Raw genomic sequence first — 15,843 nt, 5'->3', positions numbered from 1 at the left:
GATTAGGCGTCGGTGGAGATGACGGTTTTGGTGCCCGTGGGCATTTCCGGGGTGGCGTCGACGACGGCGGGTGCGGGCTTGGGCTTGTTGCCGCCCAGATTGCGCATCAGCAGGCCGGTGATGGAGGGCTTGCCCTGGGTCTTGTTGTAGACGTCCAGTGCCACGGCGAGCAGCAGGACCAGGCCCTTGATCATGGAGGTCAGGTCAGCGCCAACGCCCAGCAGCTGCAGGCCGTTGTTCAGTACGGCCATGACCAGGCCGCCCACGATGGAACCCACCACGGTACCGACGCCGCCGGAGACGGCTGCACCGCCGATGAAGACGGCCGCGATGGCGTCCAGCTCCCAGTTGGTGCCGTCGAACGGACCCGAGGCGGTGGAGCGGGCAACGAAGATCATGCCCGCCAGGGCGGCCAGGATGGACATGTTCATCATGACCATGAAGTTGACCTTTTTGCCCTGCACGCCGGAGAGCTCGGCTGCGTGCCGGTTACCGCCCACCGCGTAGACGTGGCGGCCCAGGATGGTCTTGTTGGAGACGAAACCGTAGAACAGGACCATGACGCCGAGGATGATGCCGGAGACCGGGAAGGAGGTGCCCGGACGGCCGGTGGCGAAGAGGTACGTGGCGTAGAGGATGACGGCGCAGAGCAGGCCGATCTTGACTACCGGCACCCAGGCCGGCGGGTTGGCCGTGCCGAGCTTGGCATTGCGGCCGCGCTTGCGCATTTCGCCGTAGATAACCGCGGCGCACAGGACCAGGCCGATCAGCAGGGTCAGGTTGTTGTAGCCCGGGATGGGGCCGCCTTCGGGCAGGTAACCGGCGCCGATGAACTGGAATTCGGAGGGGACCGGCACTGTGTTGGACTTGCCGACCCACTGGTTTGCACCGCGGAAGATCAGCATGCCGGCCAGCGTGACGATGAACGCCGGAATGCCGACGTAGGCGACCCAGAAGCCCTGCCAGGCGCCGATCGCGGCACCCACCACCAGACCCAGGACGATGCCGGCGTACCAGGGCAGTCCCCAGTCCCGCATGGCCATGGCGACGACGATGCCGGAGAAGGCGGCCACGGATCCGACGGAGAGGTCGATGTGGCCGGCGATGATCACGAAGACCATGCCGACGGCGAGGATGAGGATGTAGGAGTTGCCGTTGAACAGGTTGATCATGTTCGTGGACGTGAGTGTCTTGCCCCCGGTGAGGAGCTGGAACAGGACAACGAGGATGCCCAGGGCGAAGATCATCCCGAATTGGCGGCCGTTGCCGCCCAGGAGCTGCTTGATGGCGTTCATGAAAGGGTTCCTTGTGCGGCGTAGGTTTTCTTGGCGGGTGAGGTCATGAGCCTCATGAGGTTCTCCTGGTCGGCTTCGTCCTTGGAGAGCTCTCCGGTGATGGCACCTTCGAAGATGGTGTAGATGCGGTCTGACAGGCCCAGCAGTTCGGGCAGCTCCGAGGAGATCACGATGACGCCCTTGCCCTGGTTGGCCAGCTGCTGGATGATCCCGTAAATCTCGTACTTGGCGCCGACGTCGATGCCCCGGGTGGGTTCGTCCAGGATCAGCAGATCCGGGTCGGTGAACATCCACTTGGCCAGGACAACCTTCTGCTGGTTGCCGCCGGAAAGCTTGGAAACGCCTTCGTCCACGGTCGGGGCCTTGGTGCGCAGGGACTTGCGGTACTCCTCGGCGTGGCGGAACTCGGCGTCGTCGTCCACCACCAGCCCGCGGGTGATCTTCTTCAGGTCCGCGGAAACCGTGGTGGCCTTGATGTCATCCAGCAGGTTCAGGCCGAGGGTCTTGCGGTCCTCGGTGACGTAGGCCAGGCCGTGGTTGATGGCGGAGTGCACGCTCTTGAGCGTGATTTCCTTGCCGTCCTTGATGATCTGGCCGGAAATGTAGTTTCCGTAGGAGCGGCCGAAAATGGACCGGGCCAGCTCGGTGCGGCCGGCCCCCATCAACCCGGCAAAACCGACAATTTCGCCGCGCTTTACGTGGAAGTCCGAACCCTTGCAGACCAGCCGGTCCGCAATGGCCGGGTGGCCGACGGTCCAGCCACGGACCTCGAAGAAGGTCTCGCCGATCTTGGGAGTGTGGTCCGGGAAGCGGGATTCAAGCGAACGCCCCACCATGCCGCGGATGATGCGGTCCTCGTCGGCGCCTTCGACGGCGACGTCGATGCTCTCCACGGACTTGCCGTCGCGGATGATGGTGATCGAGTCGGCAATCTGCTCAATTTCGTTGAGCTTGTGCGAAATCATGATGCAGGAGATGCCCTTGTCGCGCAGCCCGGACATCAGGCCCAGCAGGTGCTGGGAATCAGTTTCGTTGAGCGCGGCGGTGGGCTCGTCGAGGATCAGCAGCCTAACGGACTTGCTCAGCGCCTTGGCGATTTCCACGAGCTGCTGCTTGCCCACGCCCAGGTCCTTGATGGGGGTGGTGGGGTCTTCCTTCAGGCCCACCCGCTCCATGAGGTCCAGGGTGTCGAAGTTGACCTTATCCCAGTCGATGACGCCGAACCGTGTGGGTTCGTTGCCCAGGAAGATGTTTTCCGCGATGGACAGTTCCGGGATCAGCGCCAGTTCCTGGTGGATGATCACAATTCCGGCGGCTTCGCTGGAACGGATATCGCGGAACTGGACGTCGTTGCCGTTGAAGACAATATCGCCGGTGTACGTTCCGTGCGGGTAAACGCCGGAAAGGACTTTCATCAGCGTCGACTTGCCGGCGCCGTTTTCACCGCAGATGGCGTGGATTTCGCCTGCACGGACCTTCAGGGACACATCCGAGAGGGCTTTAACGCCGGGGAATTCCTTGGTGATGGAGCGCATTTCCAGAATGAACGGGTTAGCCGACATGGGCGTTGTTCCCGCCGTTGGGGCAGTGCGCGCTGGGCGCGTTCACTGCCGGAGCTGTTACTGCTCGCATGAGTGCCTCCATGTGACCTCTTTGTCGTGACATGGCCCACAGGTGAGCCGATAACGAAGTTAACAGGGTCACAGGCACTGCCGTCAAGTCTTGAACGCAAAGTGGCGGAATGACGCGGATTTGCTGAGCCCCCAAAACTGCCGGAGCAGGACTAACGGGCCGGGGCGCCCTGTTCCTGCAGGACGAGTGCAGCCGCGCCCAGTGCCTCGGCGCGGTCCCCGAGGGAGGACATCTGCACCGCGGTGGTTTCATCCACCAGCGGGACGGCATGGCGGAGCAGGCCGCGGCGGACCGGCTCCAGGAAGCAGTCCCCGAGGTCGGTCAGGGAACCGCCGATAACGATGGTTTCCGGATTCAGGGTGTTGGCCAAATTGGACGCTGCACGCCCCACGGCCACTCCGGCGTCGTCAATGACGCGCAGGGTGGCAGGGTCCTTGGCGGCCGCCCGGGCCAGGATGTCCGCGGTGGTGACGGGGCCGTTGGAGGCGCGGCCCAGCAGTTCGATCATGGTGGACGTGGAGGCAATGGTCTCCAGGCAGCCGCGGTTGCCGCAGCGGCAGATCACGCCCTGTTCGTTGATGGTGGCGTGGCCGATCTCGCCGGTGATTCCCACGTGACCGTAGTACAGGGAGCCGTTGATGATCAGCCCTGCTCCGATGCCGGAGGCGACTTTGATGAAGATGAGGTTTGCCGTGCCTCCGTGCGGACCCCAGGTCACTTCTGCGAGGGCACCGAGGTTCGCGTCGTTGTCGATGAAGACCGGCATGCCGAGGCGGTCCGCCAAGTCCGCGCGCATGTTGATGCCGACCCATTCGGGCAGGATGGCGCCTTGGACCACCGTGCCGGTCCGCCGGTCAATGGGGCCGGGAATCCCGACGCCGGCGCCGAGGACGGCACTGCGGTTCACGCCCTGCCGGCGCAGCAGCCGGGCGAGCAGCGCGGCGGCTGCGTCCATGCCTTCAGCGGCCGAGTGTCCCAGTGGCAGCTGCACGGATTCTTCCTGCAGGATGCGGTAGCCCAGGGAGGCCAGGACCACCCGGACGTGGCGGCGGCCGATGTCGATGCCCGCCGCCACGGCACCGGTGTCATTCAGCCGCACGGAAAGTGCGCGCCGTCCGGAACTGGTGGTCGGTTCCGTGCTGACCAGATGGTCCTCATGCAGCTGGCGCACGATGTTGGATACGGTGGCGCTGGAGAGTCCGGTCTGCCGGGACAATTCGGCCTGGGTCTGCGGTCCGGAGGCCAGCAGGGCGGTGATGATGCGCTGGCGGTTACGTTCGCGCAGGGCGCTTTGGGAGCCCGGTTTGGAGCTCTCTGAGCCCGTGGTCGGGACTGTCCTCAACGCTGAGGATGGATCGGCTGGCATAAATTAAGAGTGCTACATCACACTCTTGTCGTCAAGAATTGAACGCAATAGTAGGCCGCGGACCCGATTGGCAGCTAGGACTGCCCCGCAACGGCGGTCCGGTGTTCCGCGGCGGTGCGCCGGTAGTTCGCGGCGTTGGCCTGCACCCCGGCAAATTCCTCGTCCGTCAGGCTCCGCCGCACCTTGGCAGGCATACCCGCTACCAGCGAGCGGGGCGGAACCACGGTGCCTTCGAGGACCAGGGCGCCGGCGGCCACGAGTGAACCGGCGCCGATGACGGCCCCGTTCATGATGGTGGCGCTCATGCCGATGAGGCAGTCATCCTCCACCGTGCAGCCGTGGATCACAGCGTTGTGGCCTACGCTCACCCCTGCCCCCACCGCCGTCGGGAAGCCCGGATCCGCGTGCAGCACCACGTTGTCCTGCAGGTTGCTGCCGGGCCCTACCCGGATGCTGTTGGAGTCTGCGCGAACGCTGACGCCGTAGAAAGCGCTGGAGTCGGCAGCCATCACCACATCGCCGATCAGGGAGGCGGTGGGCGCTAGGAAAACACTGGGATCAACGGACGGGACAGAGCCCCGGAATTCAATGATGTGTGCCATGGGACCTTAGCGTACTGCGGCGGCACGAGCCTAGGTGAAGACGATAGTCCGCTTGCCGTCCAGCAGCACCCGGTGCTCGGCGTGCCACTGCACGGCCTTGGACAGTGCCCGGCCCTCGACGTCGCTGCCCAGGGCAGCGAGCTGGGCAGCGGAGCGGGAGTGGTCCACCCGGATGACTTCCTGCTCGATGATGGGCCCTTCGTCCAGGTCGGCCGTGACGTAATGGGCGGTGGCGCCGATGAGCTTCACGCCGCGCGCGTGGGCCTGGTGGTAGGGGCGGGCACCCTTGAAGGACGGGAGGAAGGAGTGGTGGATGTTGATGGCACGCCCGGCCAGATCCGCGCACAGCCGGTCGCTGAGGATCTGCATGTAGCGGGCCAGGACCACCAGTTCAATGTCCAGCTGATCCATCAGCTCCCGCAGCCGGTCCTCGGCTTCCGGCTTCGTGTCCGCAGTGACCGGGATGTGGTGGAAGGGGACACCATAGAAATCGGCCAGGGATTCGAGCTCGCGGTGGTTGGACACAATGGCCGGAATGTCGATGGGCAGCGTGCCTGCGCGCTGCTGGAAAAGCAGGTCATTGAGGCAGTGGCCTGAAGTGGAAGCCATGATGAGGGTGCGGACGCGGCGGCCGGTGGCGTGCAGTTCCCAGGCCATGGCGAACTGGCCGGCCACCGCGGCCAGTTCGGCGCGTACTTCCGCGTAGGAGCGCGGCGAGGTGAATTCGACCCGCATAAAGAACGAACCGGTCTCGGGGCTACCGTACTGGGCGGACTCGGTGATGTTCCCTTCTGCGGCCACGAGGGCGGCGCTGACCGCGTGGACAATGCCGGGACGGTCCGGGCAGGAAAGCGCCAGCGTGTACGTGCCCGGTGCGGAGCCGGAACCGGTGCCGCCGGGAGAAGTCGGGATCAGGTGCGTCACCCTAGCTAGGTTACCGGTTGGGGCGGGCAGGCTTAGGGTTGGGCACATGGATGTGACGTTCCTGCCGCTTTCCGACAAGGATGAAGAAGAGCTTGTCCGCTTCCTCACCACCAACAGTTTCCCCTACCACCGGATTACGGCACCGTCCGAGGAGCTGGTGCGGCGCCTGCTGATCGAGGGACGGTTCGACGGCGACGGTGTGTGTACCTATTGGGTCTTCGGCGACAACCAGCGCATGGGCCTGGTGATCCTGGAAGACCTGGGCACACCCACGCCGGTGCTGGACCTGCGTCTGGTGGAGCGTTTCCGCGGCCGGGGCAATGCGGTGCCGGTGCTGAAATCGCTGACCGGCAAGGTGTTTGACGAGCACCCCGGGATCCACCGCTTTGCCGGCCGCACCCGCGAAGACAACATCGCCATGCGCAAGACCCTGCTGCGGTCCGGTTTCCTCAAGGAAGCCCATTACCGGGAGGACTGGCAGCTCGAGGACGGGCGGTACGTGGCCACCGTGGTTTACGCCATCCTGCGCCGGGACTGGGAACAGGGCACGCTTAGCCGGTTCGAGTGGGAAGAGCTGGAGCAGCCCCGGCAGCCCCGGTAGACCCCGCCTGCGGCGTTTGCCCCGCGGCCAGCAGCCGCGCCGCAGCCAGCGCCGCGGCCCGGCCTGCGCGGGTAGCCCCCAGCGTGGAAGAAGACTCCCCGTAGCCCACCAGGAGCAGCCGCGGTTCGCGCACCACCAGCACCCCGTCCATCAAGACGCCCCCGCCGGGTTCACGCAGGTGCAGGGGCGCCAGATGGTCCAGGGCGGGCCGGAAGCCCGTGGCCCACAGGATGGAGTCCACACCCTCAACCGAACCGTCGGCAAAAACCACGCCGTCTGCGGTCAGCCGGCTGATGGGACCCCGCGAGACGAGCACACCGGCCTCGATGCCGCGCTGGTACTCGGGGGTCAGCGGCAGGCCTGTAGCGGAGACCACGCTCCGCGGCGGAAGGCCGGCGCGGGTGCGTGCACTGACTCGGGCTTCCACCGCCCGGCCCCACTCGGCGTCGAACGCCCGCCGGGTGAATTCCGGCGGCCGGCGGGTTGACCACACTGTGGAGACCCCCGCCCCGTCCAGCTGCAGCAGGAACTGCACGGCCGAGGTCCCGCCCCCCACCACCAGCACCCGCTGCCCGGTGAACTCATCGGTGCTGCGAAAATCATGGGTATGCAACTGTCGGCCGCGGAAGAGCTCCCGCCCGGGGTAATAGGGCCAGTAGGGGCGGTCCCAGGTCCCGGTGGCATTGATGACAACACGTGCCTGCCACTGCCGCCCGTCCGCCGCGTGGACGGCCAGCCGCCCGCCGTCGCCCTCCGTCACCGACACCACCGCCACCGGGCGCACGACGCCGAGGCTGAACTCCTGCTCGTACCGCCCGTAATACCGGGTAACCACCGCTGACGCCGGTTCGGTCGGATCCGGAACACCCAGGGGCATGCCGGGCAAATCGTGCAGGGCATGCGCGGCGCCGAACGTCAGCGAGTCCCAGCGGTGCCGCCAAGCCCCGCCGGGTCCCGGATTGGCGTCCAGCACGGTGAACCCGCTACCGGCCGCCAGCCCGCGCCGGCGCAGGTGGTAGGCGGCACTGAGTCCGGCCTGTCCGGCCCCGATCACCACTACGTCCGTCTGTACCTGGCCCTCAGCGTGCACCTGCGCCTCCAAGTCCATTGCCTCGCTTCCCTGCTGAACCCTAACCTTCGGCTCCTTTCCGGTATTCCGGCCCGCAGCGGCAGAGGGAGGCTAGGATGGGGAGCGTCGCGACTGGCGTCGGGTGGATTACCACCAGGGAGCGGCACGGCACCTTACTGCCCCCGGCGTTGCGCCATGGCGGAAGGTGTTTTCAAGACCACGGATCGCACGCCTGGGCCGCGGGTCACGTTGAACTGTTTGCCATGCCCGGCCGGTGCCCACCCACCGACCGCGGCCGTGCCGGCAGGTAGCCTGACCTATAGAGAACCCAGTTCCCAGGAGATCCACGTGAGAGTATCCACCCAGCCCGTCACCAACGCGCCCCTGTCCGATGTCGATCCCGAAATCGCGGCAGTGCTTAATGACGAACTGTCCCGCCAGCGCAGCACCCTCGAGATGATCGCGTCGGAGAACTTCGCTCCGCGTTCCGTCCTTGAAGCCCAGGGGTCGGTGCTCACCAACAAGTACGCCGAGGGCTACCCCGGCCGGCGCTACTACGGCGGCTGCGAGTATGTGGACGTGGCCGAGAACCTGGCCATCGAGCGGGCGAAATCCCTTTTCGGTGCGGAATTTGCCAACGTCCAGCCGCATTCCGGAGCGCAGGCCAATGCCGCAGCGCTCGCCGCCCTGCTGCAGCCGGGCGACAAGCTGATGGGATTGAACCTGGCCCACGGCGGGCACCTGACCCACGGCATGAAACTGAATTTCTCCGGCAAGCTGTATGAAGTTGCGGCTTACGGCGTGGACGAGCAGACCTACCGGGTGGACATGGACAAGGTCCGCGAGCAGGCCCTGGCCGAACGCCCGCAGGTCATTGTTGCCGGCTGGTCCGCCTACCCCCGGCAGTTGGACTTCGACGCGTTCCGGTCCATCGCCGATGAAGCGGGCGCCTACCTCTGGACGGACATGGCCCACTTCGCCGGCCTGGTGGCCGCCGGGCTGCACCCAAACCCGGTCCCGGCGTCCGACGTCGTGACCTCCACTGTGCATAAGACGCTTGCCGGACCTCGGTCGGGCATGATCCTGGCCAAGCAGGAGTACGCCAAAAAGCTGAACTCCGCCGTGTTCCCGGGGCAGCAGGGCGGGCCGCTGATGCACGTTATTGCCGCCAAGGCCGTGGCCTTCAAGATTGCCGGGTCCGAGGAGTTCCGCGAGCGGCAGGAACGGGTGCTTGAAGGCGCGCGGATCATTGCCGACCGCCTCAACGCGCCGGACGTTGCCGGGCACGGCGTGTCCGTGCTGACCGGCGGAACCGATGTGCACCTGATCCTGGTGGACCTGCGGCACTCCGCACTGGACGGCAAGCAGGCCGAAGACCTGCTGCACTCGGTGGGCATCACCGTGAACCGCAACTCCGTCCCGTTCGACCCGCGCCCGCCGATGGTCACGTCCGGGCTGCGGATCGGCACCCCGGCGCTGGCCACCCGCGGATTTGGCGCCGCCGAATTCACCGAAGTCGCCGAAATCATCGCGGCCGCCCTGATGCCGGCACCCGACGTCGACTCGCTGCGGGCCCGCGTGGCCGCGCTGGCGGAGGACTTTCCGCTCTACCCCGGACAGGAGGAATGGTAACCATGGAGAAAGGAACCAATATGGAGGGCAGCGTCACTAAGGCCGCCGTTTCCGAAAGCCCCGAAGAGACCGGGGTGAACCTCGGCTGGGAGGCCAAGGAAAAAACGGAGTTCGGCACCCCGGTTGCGGCCAGGATCCTCGACGGCCGTGCGGCCGCGCGGGAGATCAAGGAGGAGCTCGCGGGTCGGGTGAAGGCGCTGCAGGACGAACACGGCATCACCCCCGGTCTGGGCACCGTCCTGGTGGGCGATGACCCGGCCAGCCATTCCTACGTGGGAGGCAAGCACAAGGACTGCAAGCAGGTGGGCATCAATTCCATCCGCCGCGACCTGCCGGCAGACATCAGCCAGGCGGACCTGGAAAAGGTCATCGACGAACTCAACGGGGATCCGGCCACCACCGGCTACATTGTGCAGTTGCCGCTGCCGGCCCACATCGACACCAACGCGGTGCTGGAGCGGATTGCTCCCGAGAAGGACGCCGACGGCCTGCACCCGGTCAACCTGGGCCGGCTGGTGCTCAACGTCAGCGAGCCGATGACCTCACCGCTGCCGTGCACCCCGCACGGGATTGTGCAGCTGCTGGTCCGCAACGGCATTTCACTGACCGGTAAGAACGTGCTGGTGGTGGGACGCGGCGTCACCGTGGGCCGCCCCCTGGGACTGCTGCTGACCCGCCGGCCGATCAACGCCACGGTCACCCTGGCGCACACCGGAACGGTTGACCTGTTCGAGCACCTGCGCGAGGCCGACGTCGTGGTGGCCGCGGCAGGCTTCCCCGAGATGATCAAGGCCGAGGACCTCAAGCCCGGTGCCATTGTCCTGGACGTCGGCGTCACCCGGGTCACCGACCCCGAGACCGGCAAGACCACGCTGACCGGGGACGTGGAGCCGGCAGCGGCCGACGTCGCCGCCTGGATTTCGCCGAACCCGGGCGGGGTGGGGCCCATGACCCGGGCGATGCTCCTGTCCAACGTGGTGGAAGCGGCAGAACGGCAGGCCGGAGTCCTGGCCTAGGGAAGGTTTAAGCGCAGTATGACGGGCCGGTGCAGGCGCAGAGGCACCGGCCCGTGGCGCGTCCACTACACTTTCTCAAGTGCCGCAGATCACAGTAAGCAAAACTGTCCCTGAAACCCGCTCCGACTACGTTATTTCCGCCCGGAACCTGACCAAGTCCTACGGCGACTTCACTGCCGTCAACGGCATCTCCTTCGACGTACCGCCGGGGGAGTCCTTCGGCCTGCTCGGACCCAACGGGGCCGGCAAATCCACCACCATGAAAATGATCGGCGGGGTGTCCCAGCGGACCTCCGGCGAGCTGAGCATCATGGGACTGGACCCCAACACCTACGGCCCGGAGGTCCGCGCGCACTTGGGCGTGGTGCCGCAGCAGGACAACCTGGACGAGGACCTGCGCGTCCGGGACAACCTGCTGGCCTACGGACGGTACTTCGGGCTGCCCAAGAGCTACCTGCAGCCCAAAGCGGACGAACTGCTGGAATTCGCCCAGCTGACCGATAAGGCCAAGGCCCGCGTGGATTCCCTCTCCGGCGGCATGAAGCGGCGGCTGACCATTGCCCGCTCCCTGATCAATGATCCGAAGATCCTGCTGCTGGATGAACCCACCACCGGCCTGGACCCGCAGGCCCGGCACATTCTCTGGGACCGGCTTTTCCGGCTCAAGGAAGCAGGGGTCACGCTGATCCTCACCACCCACTACATGGATGAGGCCGAACAGCTCTGCGACCGGCTGATCGTGGTGGATAAGGGCGCCATCATGGCCGAGGGCTCCCCGGCTGCCCTGATCCGCGAGCATTCCACCCGCGAAGTGGTGGAGCTGCGCTTTGGCTCCGACCGCAACACCACCGTGGCCGCGGATCTGGAAGGCATCGGGGAACGGCTGGAAACCCTTCCGGACCGGGTGCTGATCTACGCCAACGACGGCGAAGACGCCCTGGATGCAGTGACGGCCCGGGGGCTGCGGCCCATCACCTCGCTGGTGCGGCGTTCCTCGCTGGAGGATGTTTTCCTCCGGCTGACCGGCAGGAGCCTCATTGACTAAGCTCCCAGCCGAAGAATCCCGGCACGCCGTGCTGGGGCTGCGTTCCCCGCTGACACCGCTGCAGACCGCAGCGAAGGCGCGCCGTTTCGGTGCCTTCTACTACGCCGACATGTGGATCCGGCGGATGCGCGGCTACCAGTGGACGGTGCTGATGACCGCCGTCGGTACCCCGCTGGTCTACCTGCTGGGCATGGGCACCGGGCTGGCGGTACTGATTGATGCCAACTCCGACGCCGGTTTTCCCGGCGGCAACGGGTCCACTGTCTCCTATCTGGTGTTCCTTGGCCCGGCCCTGGTAGCCACCGCCGCACTGATGGTCTCCAGCGAGGAGAACACCTACACGGTGATGGGCGGGTTCAAATGGCACCGCACCTACTACGGTCCCAACGCCTCGCCGCTTTCCAGCGGGCAGATAGCCTCCGGCCACGTGCTGGGCCTGGCCTTCCGTCTCCTGCTGACCACCGGCATCTACTACCTGTTCCTGCTGCTGTTCGGTGCCGTTCCGCAGCCGGGCACCGGTTGGCTGATGGTCTTCACCGCCCTGCTGGCAGGGCTGGCCTTCGGCCTGCCGCTGCTGGCGTTCAGCGCCACGCTCAAAGAGGACAAGGGCCAGTTCGCCATGGTCCAGCGCTTCATCGTGATGCCGCTGTTCCTGTTCTCGGGAACGTTCTTTCCGCTGGACAACCTTCCGCTCGGCGTGCGGTGGATCGGCTGGATCTCACCGCTGTGGCATTCCACCGAGCTGGGCCGGGTGCTCAGTTACGGGCACCCCGAACCGGCTGCCATGACCGCCCTGCACCTTGCCTATCTGCTGGCCCTGGCCGCCGTCGGCCTGGTCCTGGGCCGGCGCAACTTCACCAGGAGGCTGGACGGATGAGCACGCAGAACTCCACGGCGACCACTTCGCTGGTCCCTCGGGACCGTTTCCTTGGCTCGCTTTACGGCCGCAATACCCGGGCCGTGATTGCACGCGGCCTCAAGGCCACGTGGGGCACCAACTGGAGCATCATGGTCAGCGGCTTCGTGGAGCCGGTGCTCTACTTGGTGGCCATGGGCATTGGGCTGGGCGCACTGGTGGGCACAGTTACCGGGCCCGGGGGAGCGGAGATGGGCTACGCGAACTACATTGCGCCCGCCCTGCTCGCCGTGTCCGCCATGAACGGCGCCGTCTACGACTCCACCATGAATGTGTTCTTCAAGCTCAACTATGCCCGGCTGTACGAGGGGATGCTCTCTACTCCGCTGGGGCCGCTGGATGTGGCCATGGGGGAAATTTTCCTCGCGTTGCTGCGCGGAGCGATGTACGCCACGGGGTTTACTGCCGTAATGGGTGCCATGGGCCTGATTACATCGCCCTGGGCGCTGCTAATGATCCCCGCAGCGGTGGTCATAGCCTTCGGGTTTGCCTCCTTCGGCATGGCGGTGACCAGCTATATGAAGACCTTCCAGCAGCTGGACTGGGTGAACATGATCATGCTGCCCATGTTCCTGCTCTCGGCGACCTTCTATCCGCTGACTGTCTACCCCGAAGCGATGCAGTCCGTGATCCAGGCGCTGCCGCTGTGGCACGGCGTGGAAATGCTGCGGCAGATCAGCGTGGGCATTTTCAGCTGGGGGACCGCCGGCCACCTGCTGTACTTCGTGGTGATGATTGCCGTTGGACTGACGGCGACGACGGTCCGGCTGCGCGCATTGTTCCTGAAGTAGGGCAGTTCCTGGCTACGCGGTCAGCTGTGCCAGCCGGCGGCGGAAGACTTCCGCCAAGCGTTCGTTGAACAGCACGAACTCTGCGTGCTGCAGGTTCTGCGGCTCGTGGCCGAGGAGCTCCTGAAGGCCGATGTCCGCCACGGTTTCCGGATCCCAGCCGTAGATTCCGGCACTAACGGCCGGAAAGGCGATGCTTTCGGCGCCGAGCTCCTCCGCCGCGGCCAGAGCCGTGCGGAAACAGGAGCGCAGCAGCTCCGGATCCGTTTCCCCGGCCCCGGCGTTGGGGCCCACGGTGTGGACAACCCACCGCGCCCGGAGGTTGTACCCCGGCGTGGCCACGGACCGGCCCGTGGGCAATCCGTCCCGCAGGGAAGCGGCCCGCAGCTCACGGCAGGCGGCCAGGAGTTCCGGTCCCGCGGCCCGGTGGATGGCGCCGTCCACACCGCCGCCGCCCAGCAGCGAGGAATTGGCTGCGTTGACAATCACATCGGTGTCGCGCTCCGTGATGTCGCCGGTACGGATTTCAATATGCATCGGCCCAGTGTCGCACCGGCGGACGGCAGGCACCAGCCGGGATCCCAGCTGCGGTGCGCGTTGCCCCGCGGGGCACTGCTTCCCTTGCCGCACCCCGTTTGCGGCGGGACCATGGAAACCAAGCAGGACGAGGAACCACCAGAGAAAGAGGCACAGCCATGGCCGGAACTTTCGATGCAAAAACAGCCCTCGTGACCGGTGCAGGGTCCGGGATCGGCATGGCGGCGGCGATAGCCCTTGCCGCCGAGGGAGCGAACGTTGTGGTCAACGACCTCGACCTGCAGGCGGCGCAGGACGTGGTGGAGAAGATCACCGAAAAGGGCGGCAGCGCCGTCGCATCGGCGGGTGATGTGTCCAATCCCGCGGATATTTCCGGGGCAGTCCAACTAGCGGTCAGCGAATTCGGTGCCCTGAACCTGGCCTTCAACAACGCGGGGATCTCGGGACCGCTGGGCCCGCTCGCGGACATCGACATTGAGGGATACCGGCGGGTGATCGACGTCAACCTCAATTCCGTGTTCTACAGCATGTACTACGAGATTCCGCAGATGCTGCAGGCCGGCGGCGGCGCCATAGTCAACAACTCCTCGATCCTGGGCCTGGTGGGGGATGCCAACGCTGTTCCTTATGTCACGGCCAAACACGGGGTAGTGGGTATGACCAAGTCGGCCGCATTGGGATACGCCGACAAAGGCATCCGCATCAACTCCGTCCAACCCGGATACATAGACACCCCGCTGCTGGGGAACCTGCCGCGGGAAGTCTACGAGGGCCTCGTGGGCCTGCACCCGGCCGGGCGGCTGGGCACGGTAGAGGAAGTGGCCGCCGTCGTCCTGTTCCTGCTCTCGGACGCGGCGGCCTTTGTCACCGGATCCCAGTACGCCGTGGACGGGGCGTACACCACGCAGTAAAACCGCTGCTGGCGAAACCGGCACCGGGCACCTGTCCAAGTTTGAGAGAATAAAACCATGCAGTCGATCCGAAACGGCAAGACGCCGTCGTCCCCGTCCACGCCCGGCCGCGGCATCAGCCGCAAGGTGGGCACCACAGGCATCACCGTGATGCTCATTATCTTCCTCGTGGCGGTGGTCTTTGCCGCAAACCAGAACGACGTCATCGGCTGGATCGTAGTCATCGTCTCGCTTGGCTGGCTGTTCCTGGCCACCTTCGTGGTCTTCTCCGTACGGGGGGCCACGCGCAAGGCCACGGCGAAGTTCGCCGCTGCCACCGCCCCGCCCCGCGGCGGCGTGCAGGTGGTCGACGAAAGCACCCGTGACCTGAAGCTGGACCACAGCTTCAAGATCATCGAGGTCCAGGCCAAGGTCATCCGCGAGAACCTGGACACGGACCGCGGAATGGTGGACCGCGCCCTTGAGACCATCGACATCACCGCGCACAACGGCCGTGGCATGATCAAGAAGGACGACGGCGGCCCGGTCGAAGGTACAGTCGTCGACTAATAACGGTACGGCCGTCCGCGGCCGCCGGCGCCCTGCGGCATGCCCGCGGCGCCTGTTCGGGTTGAGCAGCTACTGAGGAGTATGGTTATTCGCGTGAGTTCGGCATCAGAGGAAACGGCAACCGTGGAAACCGGTGACCGTCCGGGGACAGCACTGCGCATCGCATCCGTGAACGTGAACGGCATCCGCGCCGCCTACAAGCGCGGGATGGCCGACTGGCTGGCGGAACGGGATGTGGACATCCTGTGCCTGCAGGAAGTCCGTGCCCCGGACGCCGTCCTGCGTGAACTGCTGGGGGACACCTGGCATGTCCAGCACGCCGAATGCCTCGATGCGAAGGGCCGCGCCGGCGTCGCCATCGCTTCCCGGACCGCACCGGTGGCCGTCCGCGAGCACATCGGCGACGAATACTTTGCCCGCTCCGGGCGCTGGGTGGAAGCCGACTACAAGGTCAGCGTGGACGGAGCGGAGAAAATTCTCACCGTCGTCAGCGCCTACGTTCACTCCGGCGAGGTGGATACCCCCAAGCAGATGGACAAATACCGTTTCCTGGACACCATGAGTGTCCGGCTCCCGGCGCTGGCGCAGACCAGCGACTTTGTCCTGGTGGTGGGAGACCTGAACGTGGGCCACACCCCGCTGGACATCAAGAACTGGAAGGGCAACGTCAAGCGTGCCGGTTTCCTGCCCGAGGAACGTGCCTACTTCGACCGGTTCTTCGGCGACGAGATCGGGTACACCGACGTGCACCGCTCGCTGGCCGGAGAGGTAAACGGCCCCTACACCTGGTGGTCCTGGCGCGGACAGGCCTTTGACAACGACTCCGGCTGGCGGATCGACTACCACATGGCCACGCCTGAACTGGCAGCCCGTGCAGCCAATGCCGTGGTTGACCGTGCCGCCACCTACGATGCCCGTTTCTCTGACCACGCCCCCGTCGTGATCGACTACCACTTCTAA

Annotated in this window: 16 protein-coding genes; 9 read left to right on the top strand and 7 right to left on the bottom strand. The window is 65.8% G+C overall.

Annotation, left to right across the window (positions count from 1 at the left end; genetic code table 11):
- Positions 1–2: 2 nt before the first annotated feature.
- The 5 genes from mmsB to purU form a co-directional block, all read right to left on the bottom strand.
- Entirely contained in the window at positions 3–1,295 is a 1,293-nt protein-coding gene (mmsB, locus tag LOC57_RS11060) for a multiple monosaccharide ABC transporter permease (protein WP_229959707.1), read from the bottom strand.
- Entirely contained in the window at positions 1,292–2,857 is a 1,566-nt protein-coding gene (gene mmsA, locus LOC57_RS11055; protein WP_227914242.1) for a multiple monosaccharide ABC transporter ATP-binding protein, read from the bottom strand. Before mmsA ends, mmsB begins: the two co-directional genes overlap by 4 nt.
- 221 nt (positions 2,858–3,078) lie before the next feature.
- The gene (locus LOC57_RS11050; RefSeq protein WP_227914241.1) at positions 3,079–4,293 is read right to left on the bottom strand and encodes an ROK family transcriptional regulator; all 1,215 of its coding nucleotides are present in this window, start codon (positions 4,291–4,293) and stop codon (positions 3,079–3,081) included.
- 74 nt (positions 4,294–4,367) lie between these two features.
- Positions 4,368–4,895, bottom strand: a complete 528-nt coding sequence (locus tag LOC57_RS11045) for a gamma carbonic anhydrase family protein (RefSeq protein ID WP_229959705.1) — start codon at positions 4,893–4,895, stop codon at positions 4,368–4,370.
- 30 nt (positions 4,896–4,925) lie between these two features.
- Positions 4,926–5,819: a formyltetrahydrofolate deformylase gene (gene purU, locus LOC57_RS11040; protein WP_442860720.1), complete on the bottom strand. Its 894-nt coding sequence runs from the start codon at positions 5,817–5,819 to the stop codon at positions 4,926–4,928.
- Positions 5,820–5,865: 46 nt separating this feature from the next.
- Between purU and LOC57_RS11035 the strand changes: the two genes are divergently transcribed.
- Entirely contained in the window at positions 5,866–6,420 is a 555-nt protein-coding gene (locus tag LOC57_RS11035) for a GNAT family N-acetyltransferase (RefSeq protein ID WP_227926917.1), read from the top strand.
- Here LOC57_RS11035 and LOC57_RS11030 read toward each other — a convergent pair.
- Positions 6,371–7,528, bottom strand: coding sequence for an FAD-dependent oxidoreductase (locus LOC57_RS11030; protein WP_229959703.1), 1,158 nt, complete (start codon positions 7,526–7,528; stop codon positions 6,371–6,373). The genes LOC57_RS11035 and LOC57_RS11030 overlap by 50 nt on opposite strands.
- Positions 7,529–7,837: 309 nt before the next feature.
- Between LOC57_RS11030 and glyA the strand changes: the two genes are divergently transcribed.
- From glyA to LOC57_RS11005, 5 genes are all read left to right on the top strand, one after another.
- A complete protein-coding gene (gene glyA, locus LOC57_RS11025) occupies positions 7,838–9,121 on the top strand; it encodes a serine hydroxymethyltransferase (RefSeq protein WP_442860199.1) in 1,284 nt (427 codons plus the stop codon).
- A gap of 2 nt (positions 9,122–9,123) precedes the next feature.
- Positions 9,124–10,137 carry a bifunctional methylenetetrahydrofolate dehydrogenase/methenyltetrahydrofolate cyclohydrolase gene (locus tag LOC57_RS11020; protein ID WP_227914237.1) on the top strand — a complete coding sequence of 338 codons (1,014 nt, stop codon included), beginning with the start codon at positions 9,124–9,126 and terminating at the stop codon, positions 10,135–10,137.
- Between the two features lie 79 nt (positions 10,138–10,216).
- Positions 10,217–11,182 carry an ABC transporter ATP-binding protein gene (locus tag LOC57_RS11015; RefSeq protein WP_227914236.1) on the top strand — a complete coding sequence of 322 codons (966 nt, stop codon included), beginning with the start codon at positions 10,217–10,219 and terminating at the stop codon, positions 11,180–11,182.
- Complete coding sequence (locus LOC57_RS11010; RefSeq protein ID WP_229959701.1) at positions 11,175–12,059, top strand: ABC transporter permease; 885 nt, start codon at positions 11,175–11,177, stop codon at positions 12,057–12,059. Before LOC57_RS11015 ends, LOC57_RS11010 begins: the two co-directional genes overlap by 8 nt.
- Positions 12,056–12,889 carry an ABC transporter permease gene (locus tag LOC57_RS11005; protein WP_227914234.1) on the top strand — a complete coding sequence of 278 codons (834 nt, stop codon included), beginning with the start codon at positions 12,056–12,058 and terminating at the stop codon, positions 12,887–12,889. The genes LOC57_RS11010 and LOC57_RS11005 overlap by 4 nt, the downstream gene beginning before the upstream one ends.
- A 12-nt stretch (positions 12,890–12,901) precedes the next feature.
- Here the strand turns inward: LOC57_RS11005 and LOC57_RS11000 are convergent, their stop codons facing one another.
- On the bottom strand, positions 12,902–13,423 hold the full coding sequence (locus LOC57_RS11000) for an O-acetyl-ADP-ribose deacetylase (RefSeq protein ID WP_229959699.1): 522 nt from the start codon (positions 13,421–13,423) through the stop codon (positions 12,902–12,904).
- Between the two features lie 158 nt (positions 13,424–13,581).
- Between LOC57_RS11000 and LOC57_RS10995 the strand changes: the two genes are divergently transcribed.
- The 3 genes from LOC57_RS10995 to LOC57_RS10985 all read left to right on the top strand — a co-directional run bounded on the left by LOC57_RS10995 (position 13,582) and on the right by LOC57_RS10985 (position 15,843).
- The gene (locus LOC57_RS10995) at positions 13,582–14,334 is read left to right on the top strand and encodes an SDR family NAD(P)-dependent oxidoreductase (RefSeq protein ID WP_227914232.1); all 753 of its coding nucleotides are present in this window, start codon (positions 13,582–13,584) and stop codon (positions 14,332–14,334) included.
- Between the two features lie 57 nt (positions 14,335–14,391).
- On the top strand, positions 14,392–14,883 hold the full coding sequence (locus LOC57_RS10990; RefSeq protein ID WP_229959697.1) for a hypothetical protein: 492 nt from the start codon (positions 14,392–14,394) through the stop codon (positions 14,881–14,883).
- A 93-nt stretch (positions 14,884–14,976) separates the two neighbouring features.
- Positions 14,977–15,843: an exodeoxyribonuclease III gene (locus LOC57_RS10985; protein WP_229959695.1), complete on the top strand. Its 867-nt coding sequence runs from the start codon at positions 14,977–14,979 to the stop codon at positions 15,841–15,843.

The organism is Arthrobacter sp. zg-Y750 (assembly GCF_020907365.1).
Lineage (GTDB): Bacteria > Actinomycetota > Actinomycetes > Actinomycetales > Micrococcaceae > Arthrobacter_B.
Note: the sequence above shows the minus strand (reverse complement) of the source record. Positions and strands in the feature narration are given on the sequence as shown.